Source organism: Colwellia sp. MB3u-45, assembly GCF_014077005.1.
Lineage (GTDB): Bacteria > Pseudomonadota > Gammaproteobacteria > Enterobacterales > Alteromonadaceae > Cognaticolwellia.
The window spans coordinates 306711-326518 of record NZ_JACGVC010000047.1 but is presented as its reverse complement, the minus strand read 5'-3'; the positions used below and the strand labels follow the sequence as shown (position 1 = coordinate 326518).

16 protein-coding genes are annotated in these 19808 nt (G+C 39.9%); 6 read left to right on the top strand and 10 right to left on the bottom strand.

Features of this window, described 5'->3' with window-relative positions; translation table 11 throughout:
- Positions 1–79: 79 nt before the first annotated feature.
- The gene (locus H4J41_RS10855; RefSeq protein WP_182138135.1) at positions 80–637 is read right to left on the bottom strand and encodes a GNAT family N-acetyltransferase; all 558 of its coding nucleotides are present in this window, start codon (positions 635–637) and stop codon (positions 80–82) included.
- Between the two features lie 160 nt (positions 638–797).
- Between H4J41_RS10855 and H4J41_RS10850 the strand changes: the two genes are divergently transcribed.
- Complete coding sequence (locus tag H4J41_RS10850; RefSeq protein WP_182138136.1) at positions 798–2984, top strand: prolyl oligopeptidase family protein; 2187 nt, start codon at positions 798–800, stop codon at positions 2982–2984.
- Between the two features lie 162 nt (positions 2985–3146).
- On the opposite strand, the gene H4J41_RS10845 is transcribed toward H4J41_RS10850, so the two are convergent.
- Both H4J41_RS10845 and H4J41_RS10840 read right to left on the bottom strand, forming a co-directional pair.
- The gene (locus H4J41_RS10845) at positions 3147–4073 is read right to left on the bottom strand and encodes a manganese-dependent inorganic pyrophosphatase (RefSeq protein ID WP_182138137.1); all 927 of its coding nucleotides are present in this window, start codon (positions 4071–4073) and stop codon (positions 3147–3149) included.
- A 376-nt stretch (positions 4074–4449) separates the two neighbouring features.
- The gene (locus tag H4J41_RS10840) at positions 4450–5418 is read right to left on the bottom strand and encodes a class 1 fructose-bisphosphatase (RefSeq protein ID WP_182138138.1); all 969 of its coding nucleotides are present in this window, start codon (positions 5416–5418) and stop codon (positions 4450–4452) included.
- A 422-nt stretch (positions 5419–5840) separates the two neighbouring features.
- Here H4J41_RS10840 and H4J41_RS10835 point away from each other — a divergent pair, with 422 nt between their 5' ends.
- A complete protein-coding gene (locus H4J41_RS10835) occupies positions 5841–8276 on the top strand; it encodes a zinc-dependent metalloprotease (protein WP_182138139.1) in 2436 nt (811 codons plus the stop codon).
- Between the two features lie 139 nt (positions 8277–8415).
- The gene (gene speB / locus H4J41_RS10830; protein ID WP_182138140.1) at positions 8416–9231 is read left to right on the top strand and encodes an agmatinase; all 816 of its coding nucleotides are present in this window, start codon (positions 8416–8418) and stop codon (positions 9229–9231) included.
- 328 nt (positions 9232–9559) lie between these two features.
- Here speB and H4J41_RS10825 read toward each other — a convergent pair whose 3' ends face one another.
- Positions 9560–10522 carry a DMT family transporter gene (locus H4J41_RS10825; protein WP_182138141.1) on the bottom strand — a complete coding sequence of 321 codons (963 nt, stop codon included), beginning with the start codon at positions 10520–10522 and terminating at the stop codon, positions 9560–9562.
- Positions 10523–10908: 386 nt separating this feature from the next.
- Here H4J41_RS10825 and H4J41_RS10820 point away from each other — a divergent pair, with 386 nt between their 5' ends.
- Genes H4J41_RS10820 through elbB form a run of 3 tightly spaced genes read left to right on the top strand, consistent with a single transcriptional unit; the run spans position 10909 to position 14222 of the window.
- Positions 10909–12354, top strand: coding sequence for a PLP-dependent aminotransferase family protein (locus tag H4J41_RS10820; RefSeq protein WP_182138142.1), 1446 nt, complete (start codon positions 10909–10911; stop codon positions 12352–12354).
- Between the two features lie 21 nt (positions 12355–12375).
- Complete coding sequence (locus tag H4J41_RS10815; protein WP_182138143.1) at positions 12376–13569, top strand: multidrug effflux MFS transporter; 1194 nt, start codon at positions 12376–12378, stop codon at positions 13567–13569.
- A complete protein-coding gene (gene elbB, locus H4J41_RS10810) occupies positions 13566–14222 on the top strand; it encodes an isoprenoid biosynthesis glyoxalase ElbB (RefSeq protein WP_310649833.1) in 657 nt (218 codons plus the stop codon). The genes H4J41_RS10815 and elbB overlap by 4 nt, the downstream gene beginning before the upstream one ends.
- Positions 14223–14287: 65 nt before the next feature.
- Here the strand turns inward: elbB and H4J41_RS10805 are convergent, their stop codons facing one another.
- The 6 genes from H4J41_RS10805 to cutA form a co-directional block, all read right to left on the bottom strand.
- The gene (locus H4J41_RS10805) at positions 14288–14479 is read right to left on the bottom strand and encodes an oxidoreductase-like domain-containing protein (protein WP_182138144.1); all 192 of its coding nucleotides are present in this window, start codon (positions 14477–14479) and stop codon (positions 14288–14290) included.
- Between the two features lie 123 nt (positions 14480–14602).
- Complete coding sequence (gene accC, locus H4J41_RS10800; protein WP_182138145.1) at positions 14603–15949, bottom strand: acetyl-CoA carboxylase biotin carboxylase subunit; 1347 nt, start codon at positions 15947–15949, stop codon at positions 14603–14605.
- 23 nt (positions 15950–15972) lie between these two features.
- Positions 15973–16425, bottom strand: a complete 453-nt coding sequence (accB, locus tag H4J41_RS10795; protein ID WP_182138146.1) for an acetyl-CoA carboxylase biotin carboxyl carrier protein — start codon at positions 16423–16425, stop codon at positions 15973–15975.
- 85 nt (positions 16426–16510) lie between these two features.
- Positions 16511–16966, bottom strand: a complete 456-nt coding sequence (gene aroQ, locus H4J41_RS10790) for a type II 3-dehydroquinate dehydratase (RefSeq protein WP_182138147.1) — start codon at positions 16964–16966, stop codon at positions 16511–16513.
- Between the two features lie 596 nt (positions 16967–17562).
- On the bottom strand, positions 17563–19452 hold the full coding sequence (locus H4J41_RS10785; RefSeq protein ID WP_182138148.1) for a protein-disulfide reductase DsbD: 1890 nt from the start codon (positions 19450–19452) through the stop codon (positions 17563–17565).
- Positions 19449–19550, bottom strand: coding sequence for a divalent cation tolerance protein CutA (cutA, locus tag H4J41_RS10780; protein WP_220460967.1), 102 nt, complete (start codon positions 19548–19550; stop codon positions 19449–19451). Before cutA ends, H4J41_RS10785 begins: the two co-directional genes overlap by 4 nt.
- Between the last annotated feature and the right edge of the window lie 258 nt (positions 19551–19808).

Here is a 19808-nt window from a genome sequence, read left to right as displayed (position 1 = left end):
AGACTTTTCTCAGATATTTTATTTTTCAGTGTCTTAGTGCCTATTCATGATGACTCCAGCATGACTAAGTAACGCTTAATTACTTTTTGCGTGCTGGGTTATTTTCTATGCGATATAGCACCACATCCAAATCACCTAATTGTGAGTCTGAATGAATATAAGTTTTGATATATTCCATACCCAGCTTTTTCATTATCGCAATTGAGCCAGAATTATCTTTTACAGCAATGGCACTAAAGCTTTTATTTTCTGGTTGCTTAGCTAGTAGCTGCTTAATATGAATCGTCGCTTCACTAGCATAACCTTTACCCCAAGTTGACTGTAAAAAACGCCAGCCTAATTCAATGTCATGCCAAATAGGCTGGTCGGAGAAAAAGTCCATTGGGCGTACTAAAATCCAGCCAATTTCGGCTTGAGTTGCTATCACGGTAACTTTCCATAAGCCCCAACCTTTTTCTACATTTTTATAGGCGTTATGGCGGGGGATAAATACCTCGCCAATATCTTTGCGAGTGGGCATATCACCACCATTGATATAACGCATAACTTCTGGGTTTTGATCGAGTTGGAATAAGAACTCACTGTCTGTTTTATCAATGAGCTGATAGCTAAGTCGAGCTGAATTATCAATGTTCATGTTTATACCATTTTTATAATTTTCAATAGCTTAATCATCATAATAAGTGATTAAATTTTTATTATTCTTACTGTTAACTAAGGCCATACCCTAGACATCAATTATTGACTGCCTTATGATTGCTATCAATATAATAACAATATGGTTTATTTAGTAAATTATGAATGCTAAAAAAGTAATCTTAAATTCTGCTGTGCTAATCGCCTTTTTCGGTCTAACAGCCTGCAGTAAAGACGCACCAATAGCGGCTAACACAGCCCCTGAAATTGAAAAAGTAGTGAGTATTGGCGATGAAAGTAAAATGTTAACTTATCCAATAACAAAAAAAGTAGCCGTTGTTGATGATTATTTTGGTACTAAAGTTACCGATGCTTATCGATGGTTAGAAGACGACATGAGCGATGAAACCGCGGATTGGGTAAAGGCACAAAATAAAACCACCTACGATTATTTAGCGAAAATCCCTTATCGCGAGAAAATTAAATCTCGTCTTGCGGCTTTGTTAGATTATGAAAAAGTTGGCATGCCGTTTCTTGAAGGTGACTATAGTTATTTTTATAAAAATGATGGCTTACAAAACCAAGCTGTTTTATATCGTCAAAAAGGCGATGCATCGGCTGAAGTATTTCTTGACCCTAATACGTTTAGTGAAGATGGTACCGTTTCGTTAGCCAATATTGAATTTAGTGAAGACGGTTCATTAGCGGTTTACTTAATTTCTGAAGGCGGTAGTGATTGGCGTAAAGCGCGTATTATAGCAACTGAAACTAATGCTGTACTTGAAGCCGAACTAGTTGATATAAAGTTTAGTGGCTTATCTTGGGTGGCTAATGAAGGCTTTTATTACTCAAGCTACGACAAACCTAAAGGCAGTGAGCTTTCAGCCAAAACGGATCAACATAAATTGTATTACCATAAGTTAGGTACTGCACAGTCGCAAGATAGCTTAGTTTTTGGTGGCAGCGAAGCACAAAAACACCGTTATGTTAGTGGTGAAGTCACTAAAGACGGACACTATTTAGTGGTATCAGCAGCGGTATCTACCTCGGGCAACAAGCTCTTTATTAAAGATTTAACCAGCACAGATTCGCCACTGGTTAGCGTGGTTGATAATACTGAGTCAGACACCTATATGGTCAGTAGTGAGGGTGAAAACTTGCTATTTGTCACCAATATGGCAGCACCTAATAACCGTGTGGTTAAAGTTAATGCACTGCAACCAAGTGCTGAGAATTGGGTTGATATTATTCCTGAAACTGAGCATGTTTTATCAGTGTCTACTGGCGGACATTACTTGTTTGCTAACTATATGAAGCATGCGGCGTCTTTTATTGAGCAGTATGATTTAACCGGTAAGAAAATTCGTGATATCGCCTTACCTGAAGTGGGCACGGCTGGTGGCTTTAGTGGTAAAGCGTCGCAAAGTCAGCTTTACTATTCATTTAGTAACCAGAAAACCCCATCAACCATTTTTAGCTTAGACCTTGCAACGGGTGAATCTGTTGTACATATGAAGTCGAAAGTAAAATTCAATAGCGATAACTTTGAATCAAAACAGGTTTTTTATAGCTCTAAAGACGGTACTAAAGTGCCGATGATCATTACCCATAAAAAAGGCTTAGTGCTTGATGGCAGTAACCCGACGATTTTATATGGTTACGGTGGTTTCAATATTAGTCTACAACCAGAATTTAGCTCAACTCGCGCTGCTTGGTTAGAGCTCGGCGGTGTATATGCCGTGGCTAATTTACGTGGTGGTGGCGAATATGGTAAACAATGGCATGATGCGGGTACGCAGTTGAAAAAACAGAATGTATTTGACGACTTTATTGCTGCAGCTGAATACCTGATTGAAGCGAAAGTGACTTCTTCAGATAAACTTGCGGTTATGGGTGGCTCAAACGGTGGTTTGTTAGTGGGTGCTGTGATGACACAACGTCCTGAGTTATTTAAAGTCGCATTACCCGCGGTAGGGGTACTTGATATGCTGCGCTACCATACCTTTACTTCAGGTGCTGGTTGGGCTTACGACTATGGTAAATCAAACGACAATGCACAAATGTTTAATTACCTGTTAGCTTATTCGCCATTACACAATGTTAAAGCCGGCACACATTACCCTGCGACATTAATAACAACGGGTGATCATGATGATCGCGTCGTGCCGGCGCATTCATTTAAGTTTGCTGCCGAGTTACAAGCAAAACAAGCGGGCGCTAACCCAACCTTAATTCGTATTGAAACGGATGCGGGTCATGGTGCCGGTACGCCGATTAGCAAAACCATTGAGCAATATGCCGATATTTATGGTTTCACATTATTTAATATGGGTGTGACGGATATTTAAGCGCTTGGCTATAATTCGTTGGTAATGAGCGATTGTAAAGTCAATCGCTAACAAAAAGCCCAGCAATTGCTGGGCTTTTTAATATCGTTTTAATATCGTTTTAAGTTATAGTTTTACAGGTATAACTTTACGCTTATAACTTTACATTTATAGTGCAGCTAACTACTTAGCAAAAGTATCTTGTAGTGGTGGCACAACTTGCTTTTTACGGCTCATCACACCCGGTAACCAAGTTTTACCGTCAACCAAAGTAATATCATAAGCTTTTTCAATAAGGCTGATATCATCACTTACCACTAACAACTCAGAGCCTTCTTGCATGATGTCAGTTAATAACAACATCACAGTATGACGATTACCTTCTTCTTTAACGGCTTGTAAATCAGCATATAAATCAGCTTTCATCTCGTCAAATAAAGCTAAGTCGATCACTTCTAATTGGCCAATACCCACAATATTATTCTTCATGTTGAAGTCTTTAAAATCACGTAAAACAAGTTCACGAACGGGCGTACCGGCGACTGATGACTTTACGGTGAACATTTCCATGCCCAAGCCTTTGTAATCTTCAATACCGGCAATTTCTGCCAAGGCTTCAACGCATTTTATATCAGCGGTTGTACAGGTTGGCGATTTAAATATCACTGTGTCTGACAATATTGCACACATCATGGCGCCAGCAATATTTTTAGGAATTTCAATACCGTGAAAATCGTACATCATTTTAATAATGGTATTGGTACAACCTACAGGGCGAACCCAAATCTCTAAAGGGGTAGAGGTGGTAATATCACCCAGCTTGTGATGGTCGATAATACCTAAAACTGTGCAGTCATCAATATCATCAGGGCCTTGAATTCGGTCTGAGTGATCAACAACATAAATGCCGTCAGTATCAGCGAAACTCAATTTAAGCTCAGGCTGTTCTAAGCCAAATTTATCTAAAATGAATAGTGTTTCTGGCGAAAGTTCACCCAAGCGTGCAGGCTGTACATCTTCACCAATATGGGTTTTTAAATATGAAAGGGCAATGGCTGAACAAATTGAATCTGAATCAGGAACTTTGTGTCCTACGGCATAAGCTGGCATAAATTGTGCTCTCCAAGCGCCGTTAAGCTAATAATGGCGCTACTGTATAAGTATTTTCTATAATATGTCGTATATTCTAGCAAAAATTCTAAGCATTAGCCTAGTCACTATTTATACTCTTTCATACGACTTTAGTCATTGAACTTGGTCATTCGTCGCCAGCAGTTGAATTTTTATGGCGGCGCTTTAAGTGCTGTTACCCAGGTTATTACTTTACCAACAACACAAAGTTTCTGCCTTGTTTACCTGTGCTGGCGAGGTCTATAACAGTGTTTAATAACCATAAATCACCCCGGTTAGCACAAATAAAAACACCTGAAATATTCAGGTGTTTTTATGCTTATATATACATTGTTATATCGAGTAACTTTTAAGCTTATTTGTAATAAGCTAAACAGGCTTCAACTTCATTTTTAGAACCCATGATCACTTCAACACGTTGATGAATATCTGTTGGCTCAATATCCATGATACGCCCTTGGCTAGTCATGGCTAAACCACCGGCTTGTTCAATTAAAAAGCTCATTGGGTTGGCTTCATACATTAAACGTAACTTGTAGGGTTTTTCTGGATTTCTATTATCAGCCGGATAGGTAAATATACCACCACGGGTGAGAACACGATGAATATCACCTACCATAGCGGCAATCCAACGCATATTGAAGTTTTTACCACGTGGGCCAGTATCACCGGCAAGTAAATCACTAATGTAGTTTTGCATAGGTTGTTGCCAGAAACGTTGGTTTGACATATTAATAGCAAACTCTTGCGTATCTTCTGGCACTTGTAAATTGCGCTCAACTAATAAATAACCGCCATGCGTGCGGTCTAAAACATAAAAGTGCGTACCGCTGCCTGTGGTCATCACTAAGGTGGTTGATGGACCATAAAGTACATAGCCCGCGCAAACTTGGTGATTACCTGATTGTTTAAACATATCAGGATTGCTAGCAGCCATGTCTGTTGGCGCTTGGTGAATGGAGAAAATAGTACCAATTAACGAGTTAATATCGATATTTGAGCTGCCATCTAAGGGATCAAATGAAACGATATATTTACCATCTTCGACACCCGCCACTGACGTGTCTTCTTCTTCAGAAGAAACGGCTTTGACAAAGCCTGATTCTAACAAAATATCTTTAAATAACTCGTTGGCAACAATATCGAGTTTCTTTTGCACTTCACCTTGAATATTTTCATCTAAGGTCGAGCCCATTGAGTCACTTAAGTGCCCTTGGCTAACTCGAAAGGAAATTTCTTTGGTGGCAGCTAAAATAGTTTCTATTAATGAAATTAAATCTAACGGTACATTGTCTTCACGTAAAGCGGGAGCTAGTCGTTGCATAGGGTTACCTAATTACTTTAGAGTCATACTCTTATGATAGAGCATATCGTATTTTATTTTCGATGTTATGATGTAGTATACCTATTACAATAAATAGTCGAACATATAAAGTGTCCTAAATATCCAATATCTACGTTACTTTTAATCACATACGCTAGCTATGGTTCAATCAAGCCTAGGCTATATCGATGTAGGTACTGATGTTTAGTCTGCAACAATAAACATGTGTTTTTGAATATTTATTGTTACTTGTTTATTACTTGTTACTGCTCACTGATTTAATTCAATGGGCATTATCAAGACATCAAAGGTTAATTCTGCACTGATTATAACAAAAATAAGCGTATTTTCAGCACTTCTAATGATTTTAATTTTAGCTAAACAAGTAATTTACTTAGCTTTACAGACTACAAGGATATGCAATGAGGTTTTTTATTAGGCTAATGGTGTTATTTTTTTACTGTGGCTTGTCAGCGCAAGTGCAGGCAAAAACAGAAAAAAGTTATACTGAATTTATTCAAGACAAACAGATCCATCAAGGTTATTTTTCTTTTTATCTTGATGATAAAACGGGCAAAGTGTTTTTAGAAGTAGAGAACTTTGAGCAAGAATTTTTATTTCAAAGTGGCTTGCCACAGGGGGTGGGTTCAAATGATATTGGTTTAGACCGTGGCCAATTGGGCGATACTCGGTTAGTGCGTTTTGAAAGAGTGGGTGATAAAGTGTTTCTGCGCCAACTCAACACTGATTATCGTGCTAATAGCGATAACCTCCTTGAACAGCAAGCGATAGATGAAGCCTTTGCTAGCTCGATTATCTGGGGCTTTAAGGTGAGTCATAGTTCAGCAGATAACCGTAAAACCTTAATTGATTACACGCCATTTTTACTCTCAGATATTCATAACTTGTCAGCACAATTAAAGCGTACTCAACAAGGCAGTTTTAAGATTGATGCCACGCGCAGTGGGGTTTATAAAAAGCGTACAAAAGCTTTTCCAAACAATACCGAATTAGAGGCTACTGTGACTTATAAAGGCACAGACGCTGGAGTGCACTTGCGCTCAGTAACGCCTGATGCCTCAGCGGTTACGGTTAACTTGCACCACTCGCTAATTAAGTTGCCTGATAATAGTTATCAAACACGAAAGTTTCATCCCTTTAGTGGCTTTTGGCAGCACGCCTATGCAGATTATGCCAGCGCCATTGATGAGCCATTGATTAAACGCAATATTCCTCGCCATCGTTTAGTTAAGAAAAACCCAGCCGCTAAAATAAGTGCAGCGGTAGAGCCGATTATTTATTACTTAGATGCCGGAGTCCCTGAGCCGATTAAAAGTGCCTTGCTAGATGGCGCGCGTTGGTGGGATCAAGCCTTTTCTGCTATTGGTTATAAAAATGCCTTTCAAGTTAAACTGCTGCCAAGTGACGCTGACCCCATGGATGTTCGTTACAACGTTATTCAATGGGTACATCGCGCGACACGCGGTTGGTCTTATGGCTCATCAGTGATTGACCCGCGTACCGGCGAAATTATTAAAGGCCATGTTACCTTAGGCTCTTTACGTGTTCGCCAAGATTATTTAATTGCCTTAGGCTTAACGTCACCGTTTAAAAATGCCAATACTGACACTGGTGCTATGAAAGCCATGGCTTTAGCGCGCATTCGTCAATTAGCGGCACATGAGGTTGGCCACACCTTAGGCATAGCACATAATTTTGCCGCCAGTGTCAATAATCGAGCGTCAGTGATGGATTATCCCCATCCGTTAATTACCATTGAAAATGGCCAGATAAGCTTAGCTAATGCTTATGCTGAAGATATCGGCGAATGGGACAAATATGTGGTTGCTTATGGTTATGCTGAGGTAGAAAAAGCGCAAGAAGCCCAGTTTTTGACTGAGTTAGTGTCAGCAACCCAGCAAAAGGGCCTGAAGTATGTTTCTGACCCCGATGCACGATCGCAATCAAGCGCTCATGCTACAGGGCATTTGTGGGATAATGGTCAAGATGCGGCTGTAGAGTTAAACCGGGTTTTAGCGGTTAGAGCACTAGCATTAGAAAACTTTGGTTTGAACAGTATACCGGTTGGTACGCCGATGTCTGAACTCGAAAAAATATTAGTGCCCATATACAACTTTCACCGCTTTCAGGTACAAGCCGCGGCAAAGTTAATTGCCGGTGTTGACTACGGCTATCAACTGCGCAGTGAACAATTTAGTAATCAGCAAACCAGGGTTGCAGGCAAATCTCAACAAGCAGCACTTGACGCCTTACTAGCAACGCTAACCGTAGAAACCTTAACACTGCCCGCTAAAATCACCGCCTTAATACCTCCTAAGGCCTATGGTTATAATCGCGATAGAGAAAGTTTTAATAGCCAAACAGGGGTAACTTTTGACCCCATCAGTGCAGCTGAGGCAAGTGCAAAACACACACTGTCGCTATTACTCAATGCCGAGCGACTAGCAAGACTACAGCAACAAGCCATGCTTGATAACGATATTCCGTCAGTGGCATTTTTACTCAATAAACTGGTCGAAGGCACAGTAAAATCAGCGCCAAAAACCTCAACAGCCATGTTAGTGCAACAAAGAGTAAATCAGCAATTAATTGAGCATTTAATTGTGCTTTGGCATGGCCAAAATGTTGTGCCAGAAGTCAGAGCTGAAGTGTATGTAACATTAACGGATTTAGCCCAATGGTTAACTGATAAGCGCAGCACACGAAAATACCCCGGCTTTCGAGCGCACTTTCAGTTATTAGCTCAGCAAATTAATTACAGCTTAGCGCATGATAAGTCATCGACACCGACATCCAAGATAACACTACCACCCGGTTCACCGATTGGTAGCTATTAAATACTATTAGCTTAACGGCCAAACTGCATTGGTAAGTAGAAAGAGTATAAATGAACCATGTTCAGTAGATAACTGAACATGTTTTATCATAAAAGACTGTTCACAAAAAGCTTATAAAAAGTTCATAAAAGGCAATAAAATGGCAGAAAATCCAGTAGGTAAAGTCGCATTATTAGGCGTACCATTTGATGACAACTCTTCCTTCGAGCGCGGCGCTGCCTTAGCGCCAAATAAGATTCGCGAAGTGTTAAATCATGGTTCATTAAATGGTGCTACAGAATTAGGCGTGAACTTGCGCGAGTCAAAGCAATGGCTTGATGCCGGTGATGTCGACATAAGCTCGTCAGATAACTTTATCGATAAAATTGAACAAGGTTGTGACCAGTTACTCGCACAACAGACCCGTTTATTAACTTTAGGGGGCGATCACAGTATTAGTTATCCGATTCTAAAAAGTTACCGAAAATTTTTTGATAAAATCACCATATTACACATTGATGCCCATTCTGACTTGTATGATTCTTTTAAAGGCAACCGCTACTCAAACGCTTGTCCTTTTGCCCGCGTGATGGAAGACGGTTTATGTGAGCGCTTAGTACAGGTAGGTATACGGACATTAAATTTGCATCAAAATGAACAAATAGAAAAGTTTAAGGTTGAGTCATTAGAAATGCGCCATTGGCCTTTGGCCCAGCCGTTAGTATTTCAGCACCCAGTTTATTTATCACTTGATATTGATGGTATTGACCCCGCCTTTGCACCGGGCGTTTCACACCGAGAGCCGGGTGGTTTAACAAGTCGTGAAGTGATCAACCTTATCCATCAAATTAATACACCGCTGGTGGGCGCTGATATTGTCGAGTTTAATCCCAATAAAGATATCGATAATATGACCGCTCAGTTGGCGGCAAAGCTAGTGAAAGAGGTTGCGGGTAAAATGCTCATGGGTCTTTAATTTGACCTGTTATACCAATCTCACTAATTATCTGATCATTTTTACTGGTTAAAATAACCAACTACTGCGTTATTTATTTAATAATCAGCACAACTAGTTATTAAAATAAATGCCTTATATTTGGCCATTTTTCCTGCGTATAAAGTAGCCCCCCTAATTAATGAAATTGGTATTAATTTACACTAGCAAGGAAAAACAAGCACAGTAGCAGGGTAAGAAAAAACGGCGCTAAACCGGAAGGTGTTTAGCGCCGCGGTGCAATTGTACTTAGGGTAAAGTGAACTGTGCACAAAAAAGTTGACCGTTTGGAAAGTATTAAACCTGATTATCAGCTCTGTGTCTTCAGTTTTGTTTGATTGATTTCTGCTTTTTCTGCGCTATTTGTCTGTTTTTCTGTACAACCAGCAGCTGTTAGCTGCTTTTTAGAGCGAATGAGTACCACAAGATTACCGGCCAAAATAAATAATAAGCCCACGAAGGTATAGGTGGTCCATGCAAATCCTTCAACTACAGTTGAAATGATCACCGCCACCGCTGGAAACATCACTGAAGCATAAGAAGCCTTATGTGCACCAATGCGGTTAAGTAATGTTAGGTAGCTAGCAAAGGCAATAACAGAGCCAAAAATGCTTAAATAAAGTAATGAACTGATATAAGAAAATGTATAGTCAAAGCTGAAATTTTTCCCCTGAGCCATAGCGATTATCGCCATGAAAATGGCACCGTAGGTCATGCCCCATGTCATTGCCGGTATTAGCGGCAGCTTTAGTTTTTGATTTCTCATTGACAGCATATTGCCAGTAGAGGCGACTAAAGTACCCAGAATGCAAAATCCTAAGCCTAATAGCGTTTCAGCGCCTAATTGCGTGTCACTTACTTGTGGCCAAAACAGTGTCACTATGCCGAGTAATCCTAAGCTACCCCCTAAGTAAACTTGTTTAGTGATATGAGTGCCGTACCAAATGCGAGCATTGAAGACATTAAAAAACATGATCATTGAAAAGGCAATGCAGGTTAATGCTGAGTTGATGTGTTGCTGTGCGCTATAGAGTAAATAATAGTTAAAGCTAAATAAAGTAACGCCAAAAAGAAAAAATTGAAGATGGTGGCGCAAGGAAAATCTTAACGGAAAATTTTTAAGTTTACAGTAGGTAAATAAAATAATAGCAGCCAAACCAAAGCGATAGACGATAGACGCTTCTGGAGCAACATGACCTAATTGGTAATTAATCGCTATCCAAGTAGAGCCCCATATCAACACGGTAATTAAGTATAAAAATGTGTTGTTCATTACAATCCTTTAGTATGTTTGCAAGTAAAGCACTCGCGATCAAAATTTAAATTACTCAGCGCCATACGGTTAGTGATGACTGAGGCAGTGTGTAGTTATCGACATTATTTTGTTTTTTGTGTTTATTGTTTTGTAGCTAAGTACTAAAAGCGCTAAGGCATTATTCAATACTTTCTTATTCATACGGTTTTATCCAATACGGTCTTACCTGATATGCCATGTTGAACGCCTTAGTTACCACTCTTATGCATTCCAACTTTAAACCTCATCGCTAACATGAACCGAGCTTATGCTAAGCAAAGGGTCTGTTAGTGATGGATAGACATTTTACCGATTTTTTGTTTTAATAACATATACAAAAAAATGAAAATGCAACCTATACAGTTATGCGATTAGTTGACAAATCATCCCCCTACTTTTTATATCAACAAGTAATCGACTTTGTTGAATTTCAGCAACAAAGTGGCGCAATACGCCCAGGTGATAAATTACCCAGTTTACGTAAACTCAGTCGACAGTTTGAGATCAGTGTACCTACTGTCAAGCAGGCATACCTTGAACTTGAGCGCCAAGGCAGTATTTCTGCTCGGCCACAATCGGGCTACTATTTAAAAGCTAAACAAGCACGTACTTTATTACCTATGCGGGCAATATGGGCGAGTTGTGAGCCGGCAGAAATATCATGCCGGAGTTTAATTGAGCAAGTTTATGACGCTGTGCATATGCCTGACTCAGTGGCATTAGGCATTTCTAATCCTGTTAATGCGCATCCGCCAGATAAAACCCTAGCAAGATTGATGCGCTCAGTGCTGAGTCGAGTATCTGAAAAAGCGGTGAGTTATGGGCCGATTAATGGCGATCCTAAACTACGTTTAAATTTAGCCTTTCGTTATCAAGAACAGGGTGTTTCGGTTAATCACGAAGACTTAATTATTACCAATGGCGCACAAGAAGCTTTGTCTATTGCCCTGCAATGTGTGGCTGAACGCGGTGATATTATCGCGGTTGAATCACCTTGCTACTTTGGGCTCATCGAACTTATTGAAAGTTTGGGGATGAAGGCTTTAGAGGTTTACACCTGCACTGAAGACGGTGTTTGTGTTGTCGAATTAGCCAAGGTTATAAAACAACATTCAGTGAAAGTTTGCTTGTTTTCAAGCGCCATTAGTAACCCGCTAGGGTCAATGATGACCGACAAGCAACGACAAGCTATGGTCAAGTTACTAGAAAAAAATGACATTGTCTTAATTGAGGATGAAGTCTACAGCGACTTGTATTTTACTGAGCACCGGCCGGTGTCAGCACAGTTATACTCAGAAAAAGGCTTAGTATTAACCTGTTCATCTTTTTCAAAAACAGCGGCTCCGGGTTATCGAGTCGGTTGGTTGTTACCCGGTAAGTTTGAAGAAAAAGCTAAGCGTATCAAAAGGGCTCAATCATGCTCTACGTCAATGTTGCAACAATGGACATTAAGTGATTACTTAATGAGTGGCGAGTATGACCGGCACTTGCAGGTACTGAGAAAAACCCTGCGTTATAATTGTGAGCGCATGCGGGCGTTAATCGCCGAGCATTTTCCTGAGCAAGTGTGTATTTCAAAACCCAAGGGTGGCAGCGTTTTATGGGTACGTTGTCGTTCACATGTTGATACCAGCCAGTTTTTTAAACAAGCGATTGCCCAAGGCGTAAATTTTGCACCCGGAGAAGTTTTTTCTCCCTCTGGAAAGTATAAAAACTATATGCGTATTAGCTATGGCGTACAATGGAGCGAAAAAATTGATCAAGCGATTCAAGTGCTAGGTCAGTTAGTGTATGACTACCCTGAATCTTAAAAACACAAGGAAATAAGCGCAGTGACAGCGTACCGCACAAAAATATCATTAAGATTAATATTACCCTTATTAGCCGCTATTATCGCGGTATCTCCTTTGGCTATTGATATGTATCTTCCTGGCATGCCTGAGCTTACTCAATATTTTTCAACAAAAATGCCCTTAGTGCAAAATAGCTTAAGTATTTATTTATTGGGTTATGCAGTTGGCTTGTTAGTGTTTGGTCCCATGGCGGATAAGCATGCTCGTCGCACATTAGTCATGATAGGTTTATTGGGTTTTTTATTAACCACAGTGGCATTAACCTTTGCACAAAATATTGAACAATTTATAGCCTTACGCTTCTTTCAAGCGTTTATGAGTACAGCAGCCACAGTAGTTGTGCCCGGTATTATTCGACAGCTTTATGGCAAAGACACCGCGAAAGGACTGTCTTATGTCAGTATGATCATGATGTTGGCGCCCATGATAGCCCCCAGTATTGGCAGCGTATTACTGCTGCACAGTTGGCAAATGATTTTTTATGTCTTGGCGGGTTATGCTTTTATTGTTTTTGTGTGCAGTTTTTATTATTTACCCGATGTTAAAACGATCAAATCGACAATCACCTATAGTGCCGTGGAGCGTTATAAAATTGTTTTTAGTAACCGTGCCGCTCGTTTTGATTTATTGACCGTTATGATGGCATCACTGGCCTTCTTCAGTTATATCACCGCCATTTCATTTGTTTATTTGACCGTATTTAAAGTTTCTGAATTTGAGTTTAGTTTGTTATTTGCGTTGAATATTTTGGCTTTAATGACCGCGCACTTTATCAACACACGGCTGGTGGGTAAGTTTGGATCTAGAAAAATGTTACGTTTTGGTGTTGTCCTCGCCTTTGTGGCGGTAACAAGTTTATTGCTGGCCAGTATATTTTCTTTATCGCTATATTATTATGTTGTGGCTATTTTGCCGTTAATGGGGAGTTTATCGATGATTTCGGTGAATGCTGACGCCTTAATTTTACAAGAATTTGCTGAACACGCTGGTACAGCCACAGCGGTAAATGGTACTTTGCGTTTTGGTATTGGCGCCCTAGCGGGTCCTATTTTAGCGATATTTTATAATGGCAGTACCTTACCCTTTGCCCTTTTAATGGCGGGGGCAGTTTATCTCGTGGTGATCTGTCAATTAATTCAAAGTAAGCTCAATGTAGCTTCGGAGGAAATGTGAAAAATATAGCGGTAATGTTATCAGGTTGTGGGGTCTACGACGGCTCTGAAATTCATGAGGCAGTGTTGACTCTGCTGGCGATTGAACAAGCGGGCGCTAAATATCGCTGCTTTGCGCCAAATATTAATCAACATCATGTGATTAATCATTTAACCGGTGAAGTGATGGCGAAAGAGCAACGTAATGTACTGGTAGAGTCTGCGCGTATTGCTCGTGGTGATGTTGAAGACTTAACAGAATTTTATATCGATGAGTTTGATGCCTTGATCGTACCCGGTGGTTTTGGCGCGGCAAAAAATTTATCTGACTTTGCTATTAACGCTGAAGCCTTTAAAGTGAATGAACAAGTGATGGCCGTATGCCAAGCATTTGTAAAGGCCAATAAGCCAGCAGGTTATATGTGTATAGCGCCGGTGATGATCCCACTCATTTATGGTGAAAATGCTCAAGCAACCATAGGTCATGATGTTGGCATTGCAAAAGCCTTAATCGATGTAGGCTTAGCGCACCAAGATTGTGCGGTTGATGATATCGTTGTCGATGCTGGTCGTAAGCTAGTGTCTACACCGGCTTATATGTTGGCAACAACGTTAACTGAAGCGGCTAGTGGTATTAATAAACTGGTGGCACAAGTGATCAAGATGATGGATTAACTCCTATTGAAAACCGAGTGTTTGCATTGAAAGCCTAAGCAGAATGAGGGTTTTATCTTTAGTGGCTAATCTTCATTTGATGGGATTTTATGCGCTTCAGCCGTTTTTAATGCGACTTGTTCTTTTAATGCGACTTGTTGTAAACGCCATTTTTTTCGTTCAGCGTAGTAATAATCCCATACACAAGGGTTACATGCACCACCGCCACAGCAGTCATCGTCAGCAGGGGGGCAAGGCTTTGCGAGTAATTCAGTCATAACGGTTACCGCTTTTTGCTATCAATAAAAAATCATTATAAATAAAAAAAGCTCTGCATGCAGAGCTTTTTTAGACCAAGCGATAAATGTAGCGCTAAGTATTATCCATTATGTCATTTGCTATTATTCTAATGCAGCCAGTTTCTTTTCAAGATAGTGAATATTAGCACCACCATCAATAAAACCTTGGTCACTTAGAATGTCTTGGTGCAAGGCAATATTGGTTTTAATGCCATCAATAATTAATTCACCTAATGCGTTACGCATACGCGCCATAGCAACCTCACGACTATCACCCCAAGTGATCAACTTACCGATCATTGAGTCATAGTTCGGAGGCACAGAGTAATCCGAATAAATATGAGAATCCCAACGTACACCTAAGCCACCTGGAGGATGAAAACGAGTGATTTTTCCTGGTGATGGCACGAAGGTACGTGGATCTTCCGCGTTAATTCGACATTCAATTGAATGGCCTGATATTTTAATATCGTCTTGCGTATAAGAGAGTGGTTGACCTGCAGCAACACGAAGCTGCTCTTTGATCAAATCAACACCCGTGACCATTTCAGTTACTGGATGCTCAACTTGAATACGGGTATTCATCTCAATGAAATAGAATTCGCCGTCTTCGTATAAGAATTCAAAGGTACCCGCACCACGATAGTTTATTTCGATACAGGCATTACAGCAGCGTTGGCCAATTTTTGCTCGCAGTTCAGCTGAAATACCTGGCGCAGGTGCCTCTTCAACCACTTTTTGATGACGACGTTGCATTGAACAGTCACGCTCACCTAAATGAATGGCAGCACCTTGGCCATCAGCCATGATTTGAATTTCAACATGACGTGGGTTTTCTAGGAATTTCTCCATGTAAACTACGTCATTATTGAAGGTCGCTCGTGCTTCTGATTTAGTCAGTTGAATAAACTCAATTAAATCTTCTTCACGGCGAACAACACGCATACCGCGACCACCACCACCACCAGAGGCTTTGATGATAACCGGATAGCCAATACGTCTACCGTGCGCTAAATTTGCTTCAACATCTGCAGTCAATGGACCATCAGAGCCAGGTACACAAGGTACGCCAGCCGCTTTCATGGCTTTAATGGCTGAAACTTTATCGCCCATTAAACGGATACTTTCCGCCTTAGGTCCAATAAAGGCAAAACCTGATTTTTCTACTTGTTCAGCAAAATCAGCATTTTCAGCAAGGAAACCATAGCCAGGGTGAATCGCTACAGCGTCAGTAACCTCTGCGGCCGTAATAATGGCTGGAATATTTAAATAACTATCCATTGCCGCCGGTTTGCCAATACAAATGGTTTCGTCGGCTAACAATACGTGTTTAAGACTTTTATCGGCCGTTGAGTGCACAGCAACCGTTTTAATACCCAGCTCTTTACAAGCGCGTAATATTCTTAAGGCAATTTCGCCGCGATTGGCGATAACAACTTTATCTAACATGAAAATCCCCTTAAAGGTTGGGCTTATTCAATGATGAATAGCGGTTGATCAAATTCAATAGCGTCTTCGTTTACCGCTAAAATTTGTTTGATGACACCTGATTTATCAGCTTCAATTTGGTTCATCATTTTCATCGCTTCAAGGATACATAGTGTATCGCCAGAATTAACATGCTGGCCAACAACAGCAAATGCAGGTGCATCAGGCGAACCTGCTGAATAGAAAGTACCGACCATTGGAGAGCGCACAATATGTCCGGTTATTACTGGAGCCGCCGCTTCCGCTGCAACAGCCGGAGCAGGAGCAGGTGCTGCAAGTGGTGCTTGAGCTGGCGCTGCATGCATCATAGGAGCTGCTTGCATAATGGTGGCACCACGGCTAATGCGCACTGATTCTTCGCCTTCAGAAATTTCTAATTCGTTGATACCTGACTCTTCAACCAATTCAATTAATTTTTTAATTTTACGAATATCCATTTGAATACCTTTTTATATCATTTTTAAATTTATGAGTGTAAAACTTAAATGAATATCATCATTTAAGTGCTTATTTATTAAGTGCTTATTTTTTGTTTTTTTCTAACCAATCTGTTGCCGCAGCCAAAGCATATTCATAGCCATTAGCGCCTAAACCGCTAATAACGCCGATAGCAATATCTGATAAGTAGGAATGTTGTCTGAACGGCTCACGCGCATGTACGTTTGATAAATGGACTTCAATAAAGGGTATACTAACCGATAATAAGGCATCTCTAAGTGCAACGCTGGTATGCGTAAAGGCCGCTGGATTTATAATAATAAAGTCTATTTTTTCGAAACTGGCATGAATTTCGTCAAGCAAAATATGTTCAGCATTTGACTGTTTATGACTTAGCTGCACATTAGCCTTAATGGCAATGTCAGCTAAATTGGCCATAATATCAGTTAACGATAACGAACCATAAATAGTAGGCTCACGTTTGCCCAACATATTTAAGTTAGGACCATTTAGGACTAAAATGTTAAACTTTGTAGTCATCTTCGGTAAAAACACCCTGATTATTAAGTAATAGTAACATCATGTCATATTTAACTATGTGATTAAATTAAATTTGGCTTAAATGGCAAATTAATCTCATTAGCCGATTATTATAGTGTTTTCGCAGAATATAGCAGCAAAATACTGGTCTTATCACTTGGGGTGGCTATTAAATGATTGATTTTAGGTCAGTTATCATAAAACCAGCACACTAAATAGGGTGCTGGTTTTAATTAATCTATTGATTTATTGAGTTTTTTTTAAAACTAATCCAGCCGTTAGCTGTTATTTTGTGCTCTGTTGTTCAATACCCGGATGAAATTATTAACGTCTTATTTTTTAAAATGGCTGCCGTAATTTTGTTTTTTAGTTCATAAGCAGCAGCCATTAATATGATTTTAAATATAACGGCAGATACAAGGTCGTTATTTGTTAACCCGCTGCGGGCTATTCTCCTACGTGGCAGGTTTATGGGCAAAATGGTATGGCTAGAGTGACTTACGTTTAGGTGAGCAGAAATTCGTATTACGACAATAAAAAATATTATGACAATAAAAAAGCGCCTTGGAGCGCTTTTTTATCATCATATTGACCCGTTAAGGGGTGAATGTTTTATCGACATGTGCTGAAAATTCATCAGCTTCCATAAAGCCGGTAACTCTGCGTTGTGATAATTCATTACCGGTTAAATCAAAGAATAAAATTGACGGTAAACCAAAAATTTCAAACTTAGACATTAACTCAACACTGTCTTTGGAACCTGTGTCGGTTAAATCTATTTGTAGTAATACTGTGTCTGCAAGCGCTTTTTGCACCTTGGCTTCAAAGAAAGTGTACTCTTCAAATTCTTTACATGCGACACACCAGTCAGCATAAAGATCAACCATTACGGTTTTTCCTTGTGCATTAGCGGTTGCAATCGCTTGATTCATTTCTGTTAAATTCTTCACATGCTCAAAACCACGGAGTTCGGTTTGTGCTGAGACCAAAACATTGTTGGTGACGGGATAAACCAGTTGGTAGGCTTTATTGGCGCCGATAAAGAAAACTAAAAAGATTAAGATACTACGTAAACCAAAACCAAAGGTTTTAGCCGAGGCTTGATTGACAGTATAAAAGTAACCAGCAGTGGCTAAAATAAGCAGCACCCAAAGTATATCTATCACTATCAGTGGTAAGAAGCGCTCAAGCAAAAATATTGGCACGGCTAGCAGCAATAAGCCAAAAATATTCTTAATTACGTTCATCCAGTTGCCCGCTTTAGGTAGTAACTTACCACCCGAGCTGCCCAATACTAGTAAGGGCAAACCCATACCTAAACTGAGCGCATAAAGTGCTGACGCGCCGAGTAATATGTCACCTGATTGGGAGATATATAACAGTGCACCAGTTAAGGGGGCCGTAGTGCAAGGAGAGGCAACTAAACCGGAAATGGCGCCCATTACTAGCACACCAAAATAAGAGCCACCTTTTTGATTACTACTTAGCTGGTTTAGCTTGTTTTGCCAACTACTAGGTAGGGCTAAATTAAAGGTACCAAACATAGAAAGTGCTAAGAAAATAAATAATAAACTTAAGGCAATAAGTACGACAGGGTGTTGAAACATGGCTTGAAATTGTGCACCGGCAATCGCTACCACAATCCCGAGTAAAGTATAAGTAACCGCCATCCCTTGTACATAAGCAAAAGATAAGGCAAAGGCTCTTTTAGTTGATAATTTCTCACCTTGACCGACAATAATACCCGTTAAAATTGGGTACATAGGGAAAACACAAGGTGTAAAAGACAAGAGTAAGCCACCAACAAAAAATGCCGCTAGTGTTAACCAGACACTGTCACTTTTTAGCATGTCAGCTAATTGATGCTGCTCGCTGCTATTGGCATTATTACGTTGAATTTGGTTACTTTGACTATTGGAATTGCTTGTAGAGCTAGCTGATTGGGTATTAATTTCATCTTCGCTATTAGACCCCAGTGCAGACAAAATGTTTTTAGCGTCGTTGGCAGGCGCGGCTATTTGTTTAACCTCATTTACCTCAATCGTTTGCTTGGTCGGGGGATAACATAAGCCTTTTTTGGCGCAGCCTTGATAGCGAATAGTGACATTGGCATTACTTTGGGCTTGTGTAATGTCGATGGTAAAATCGAGTTGGCCAGTAAAAATTTGTTGAACACCAAAAAACTCATCTTCATAGCGCTCACCTTGAGGTAAGTTGACGGGCACAATAGTGGCGTTTTCACTGGTAAATTTAAACTGGTGACGATACAAATAATAACCATCAGCAATATTAAAACTGACTTTTAATTGATTTTTTTGTTGGTGGAAGTCAAAAATGAAAGCGTCATCAACTTTTAAAAACTCATTGTCATTACTAAAGAGTGATGCAGGCGTGTTAAAAATTGACTCTTGGGCATTTGCTAAGGGTGTTGTAGCAAAACATAAGCTGGTAAGTATTAACCAAAAAACAGTAACAATTTTTTTCATAACCGATATTTTAAAAACTCGTTGATCCAGTTTAAATATTGATGATCACCTTGCTGGATGTTCAAGGCGATAACTTCAGGAGTATGGTATGGGTGCAATGGCTTGATTATCTCATTAAATCAATCAAAACCTGCTCACTTATTTTGGTAAATAGTGCCACCTCTGCTCCGCTATGTACACTTTATTGCCAGCGAAAAAGCGATATAATATTTGCTAAACACTTGGCCAATTGGCGAGATTTTTACCTATCAAGTGCTCAGTAATGCCTTACGCTATAGCCATGCATTAACATCATGGTATTTGTTATATTGAAGCTAAAAGTAAAGCTAAATTATTTGAAATAAAGCTGAAAGAAA

What these genes read in the sequence shown, in the direction of transcription:
- H4J41_RS10855 (WP_182138135.1), bottom strand. Translation starts at nt 637, where the DNA reads ATGAACATTGATAATTCAGCTCGACTTAGCTATCAGCTCATTGATAAA.
- H4J41_RS10850 (WP_182138136.1), top strand. Translation starts at nt 798, where the DNA reads ATGAATGCTAAAAAAGTAATCTTAAATTCTGCTGTGCTAATCGCCTTT.
- H4J41_RS10845 (WP_182138137.1), bottom strand. Translation starts at nt 4,073, where the DNA reads ATGCCAGCTTATGCCGTAGGACACAAAGTTCCTGATTCAGATTCAATT.
- H4J41_RS10840 (WP_182138138.1), bottom strand. Translation starts at nt 5,418, where the DNA reads ATGCAACGACTAGCTCCCGCTTTACGTGAAGACAATGTACCGTTAGAT.
- H4J41_RS10835 (WP_182138139.1), top strand. Translation starts at nt 5,841, where the DNA reads ATGAGGTTTTTTATTAGGCTAATGGTGTTATTTTTTTACTGTGGCTTG.
- speB (WP_182138140.1), top strand. Translation starts at nt 8,416, where the DNA reads ATGGCAGAAAATCCAGTAGGTAAAGTCGCATTATTAGGCGTACCATTT.
- H4J41_RS10825 (WP_182138141.1), bottom strand. Translation starts at nt 10,522, where the DNA reads ATGAACAACACATTTTTATACTTAATTACCGTGTTGATATGGGGCTCT.
- H4J41_RS10820 (WP_182138142.1), top strand. Translation starts at nt 10,909, where the DNA reads ATGCGATTAGTTGACAAATCATCCCCCTACTTTTTATATCAACAAGTA.
- H4J41_RS10805 (WP_182138144.1), bottom strand. Translation starts at nt 14,479, where the DNA reads ATGACTGAATTACTCGCAAAGCCTTGCCCCCCTGCTGACGATGACTGC.
- accC (WP_182138145.1), bottom strand. Translation starts at nt 15,949, where the DNA reads ATGTTAGATAAAGTTGTTATCGCCAATCGCGGCGAAATTGCCTTAAGA.
- accB (WP_182138146.1), bottom strand. Translation starts at nt 16,425, where the DNA reads ATGGATATTCGTAAAATTAAAAAATTAATTGAATTGGTTGAAGAGTCA.
- aroQ (WP_182138147.1), bottom strand. Translation starts at nt 16,966, where the DNA reads ATGACTACAAAGTTTAACATTTTAGTCCTAAATGGTCCTAACTTAAAT.
- H4J41_RS10785 (WP_182138148.1), bottom strand. Translation starts at nt 19,452, where the DNA reads ATGAAAAAAATTGTTACTGTTTTTTGGTTAATACTTACCAGCTTATGT.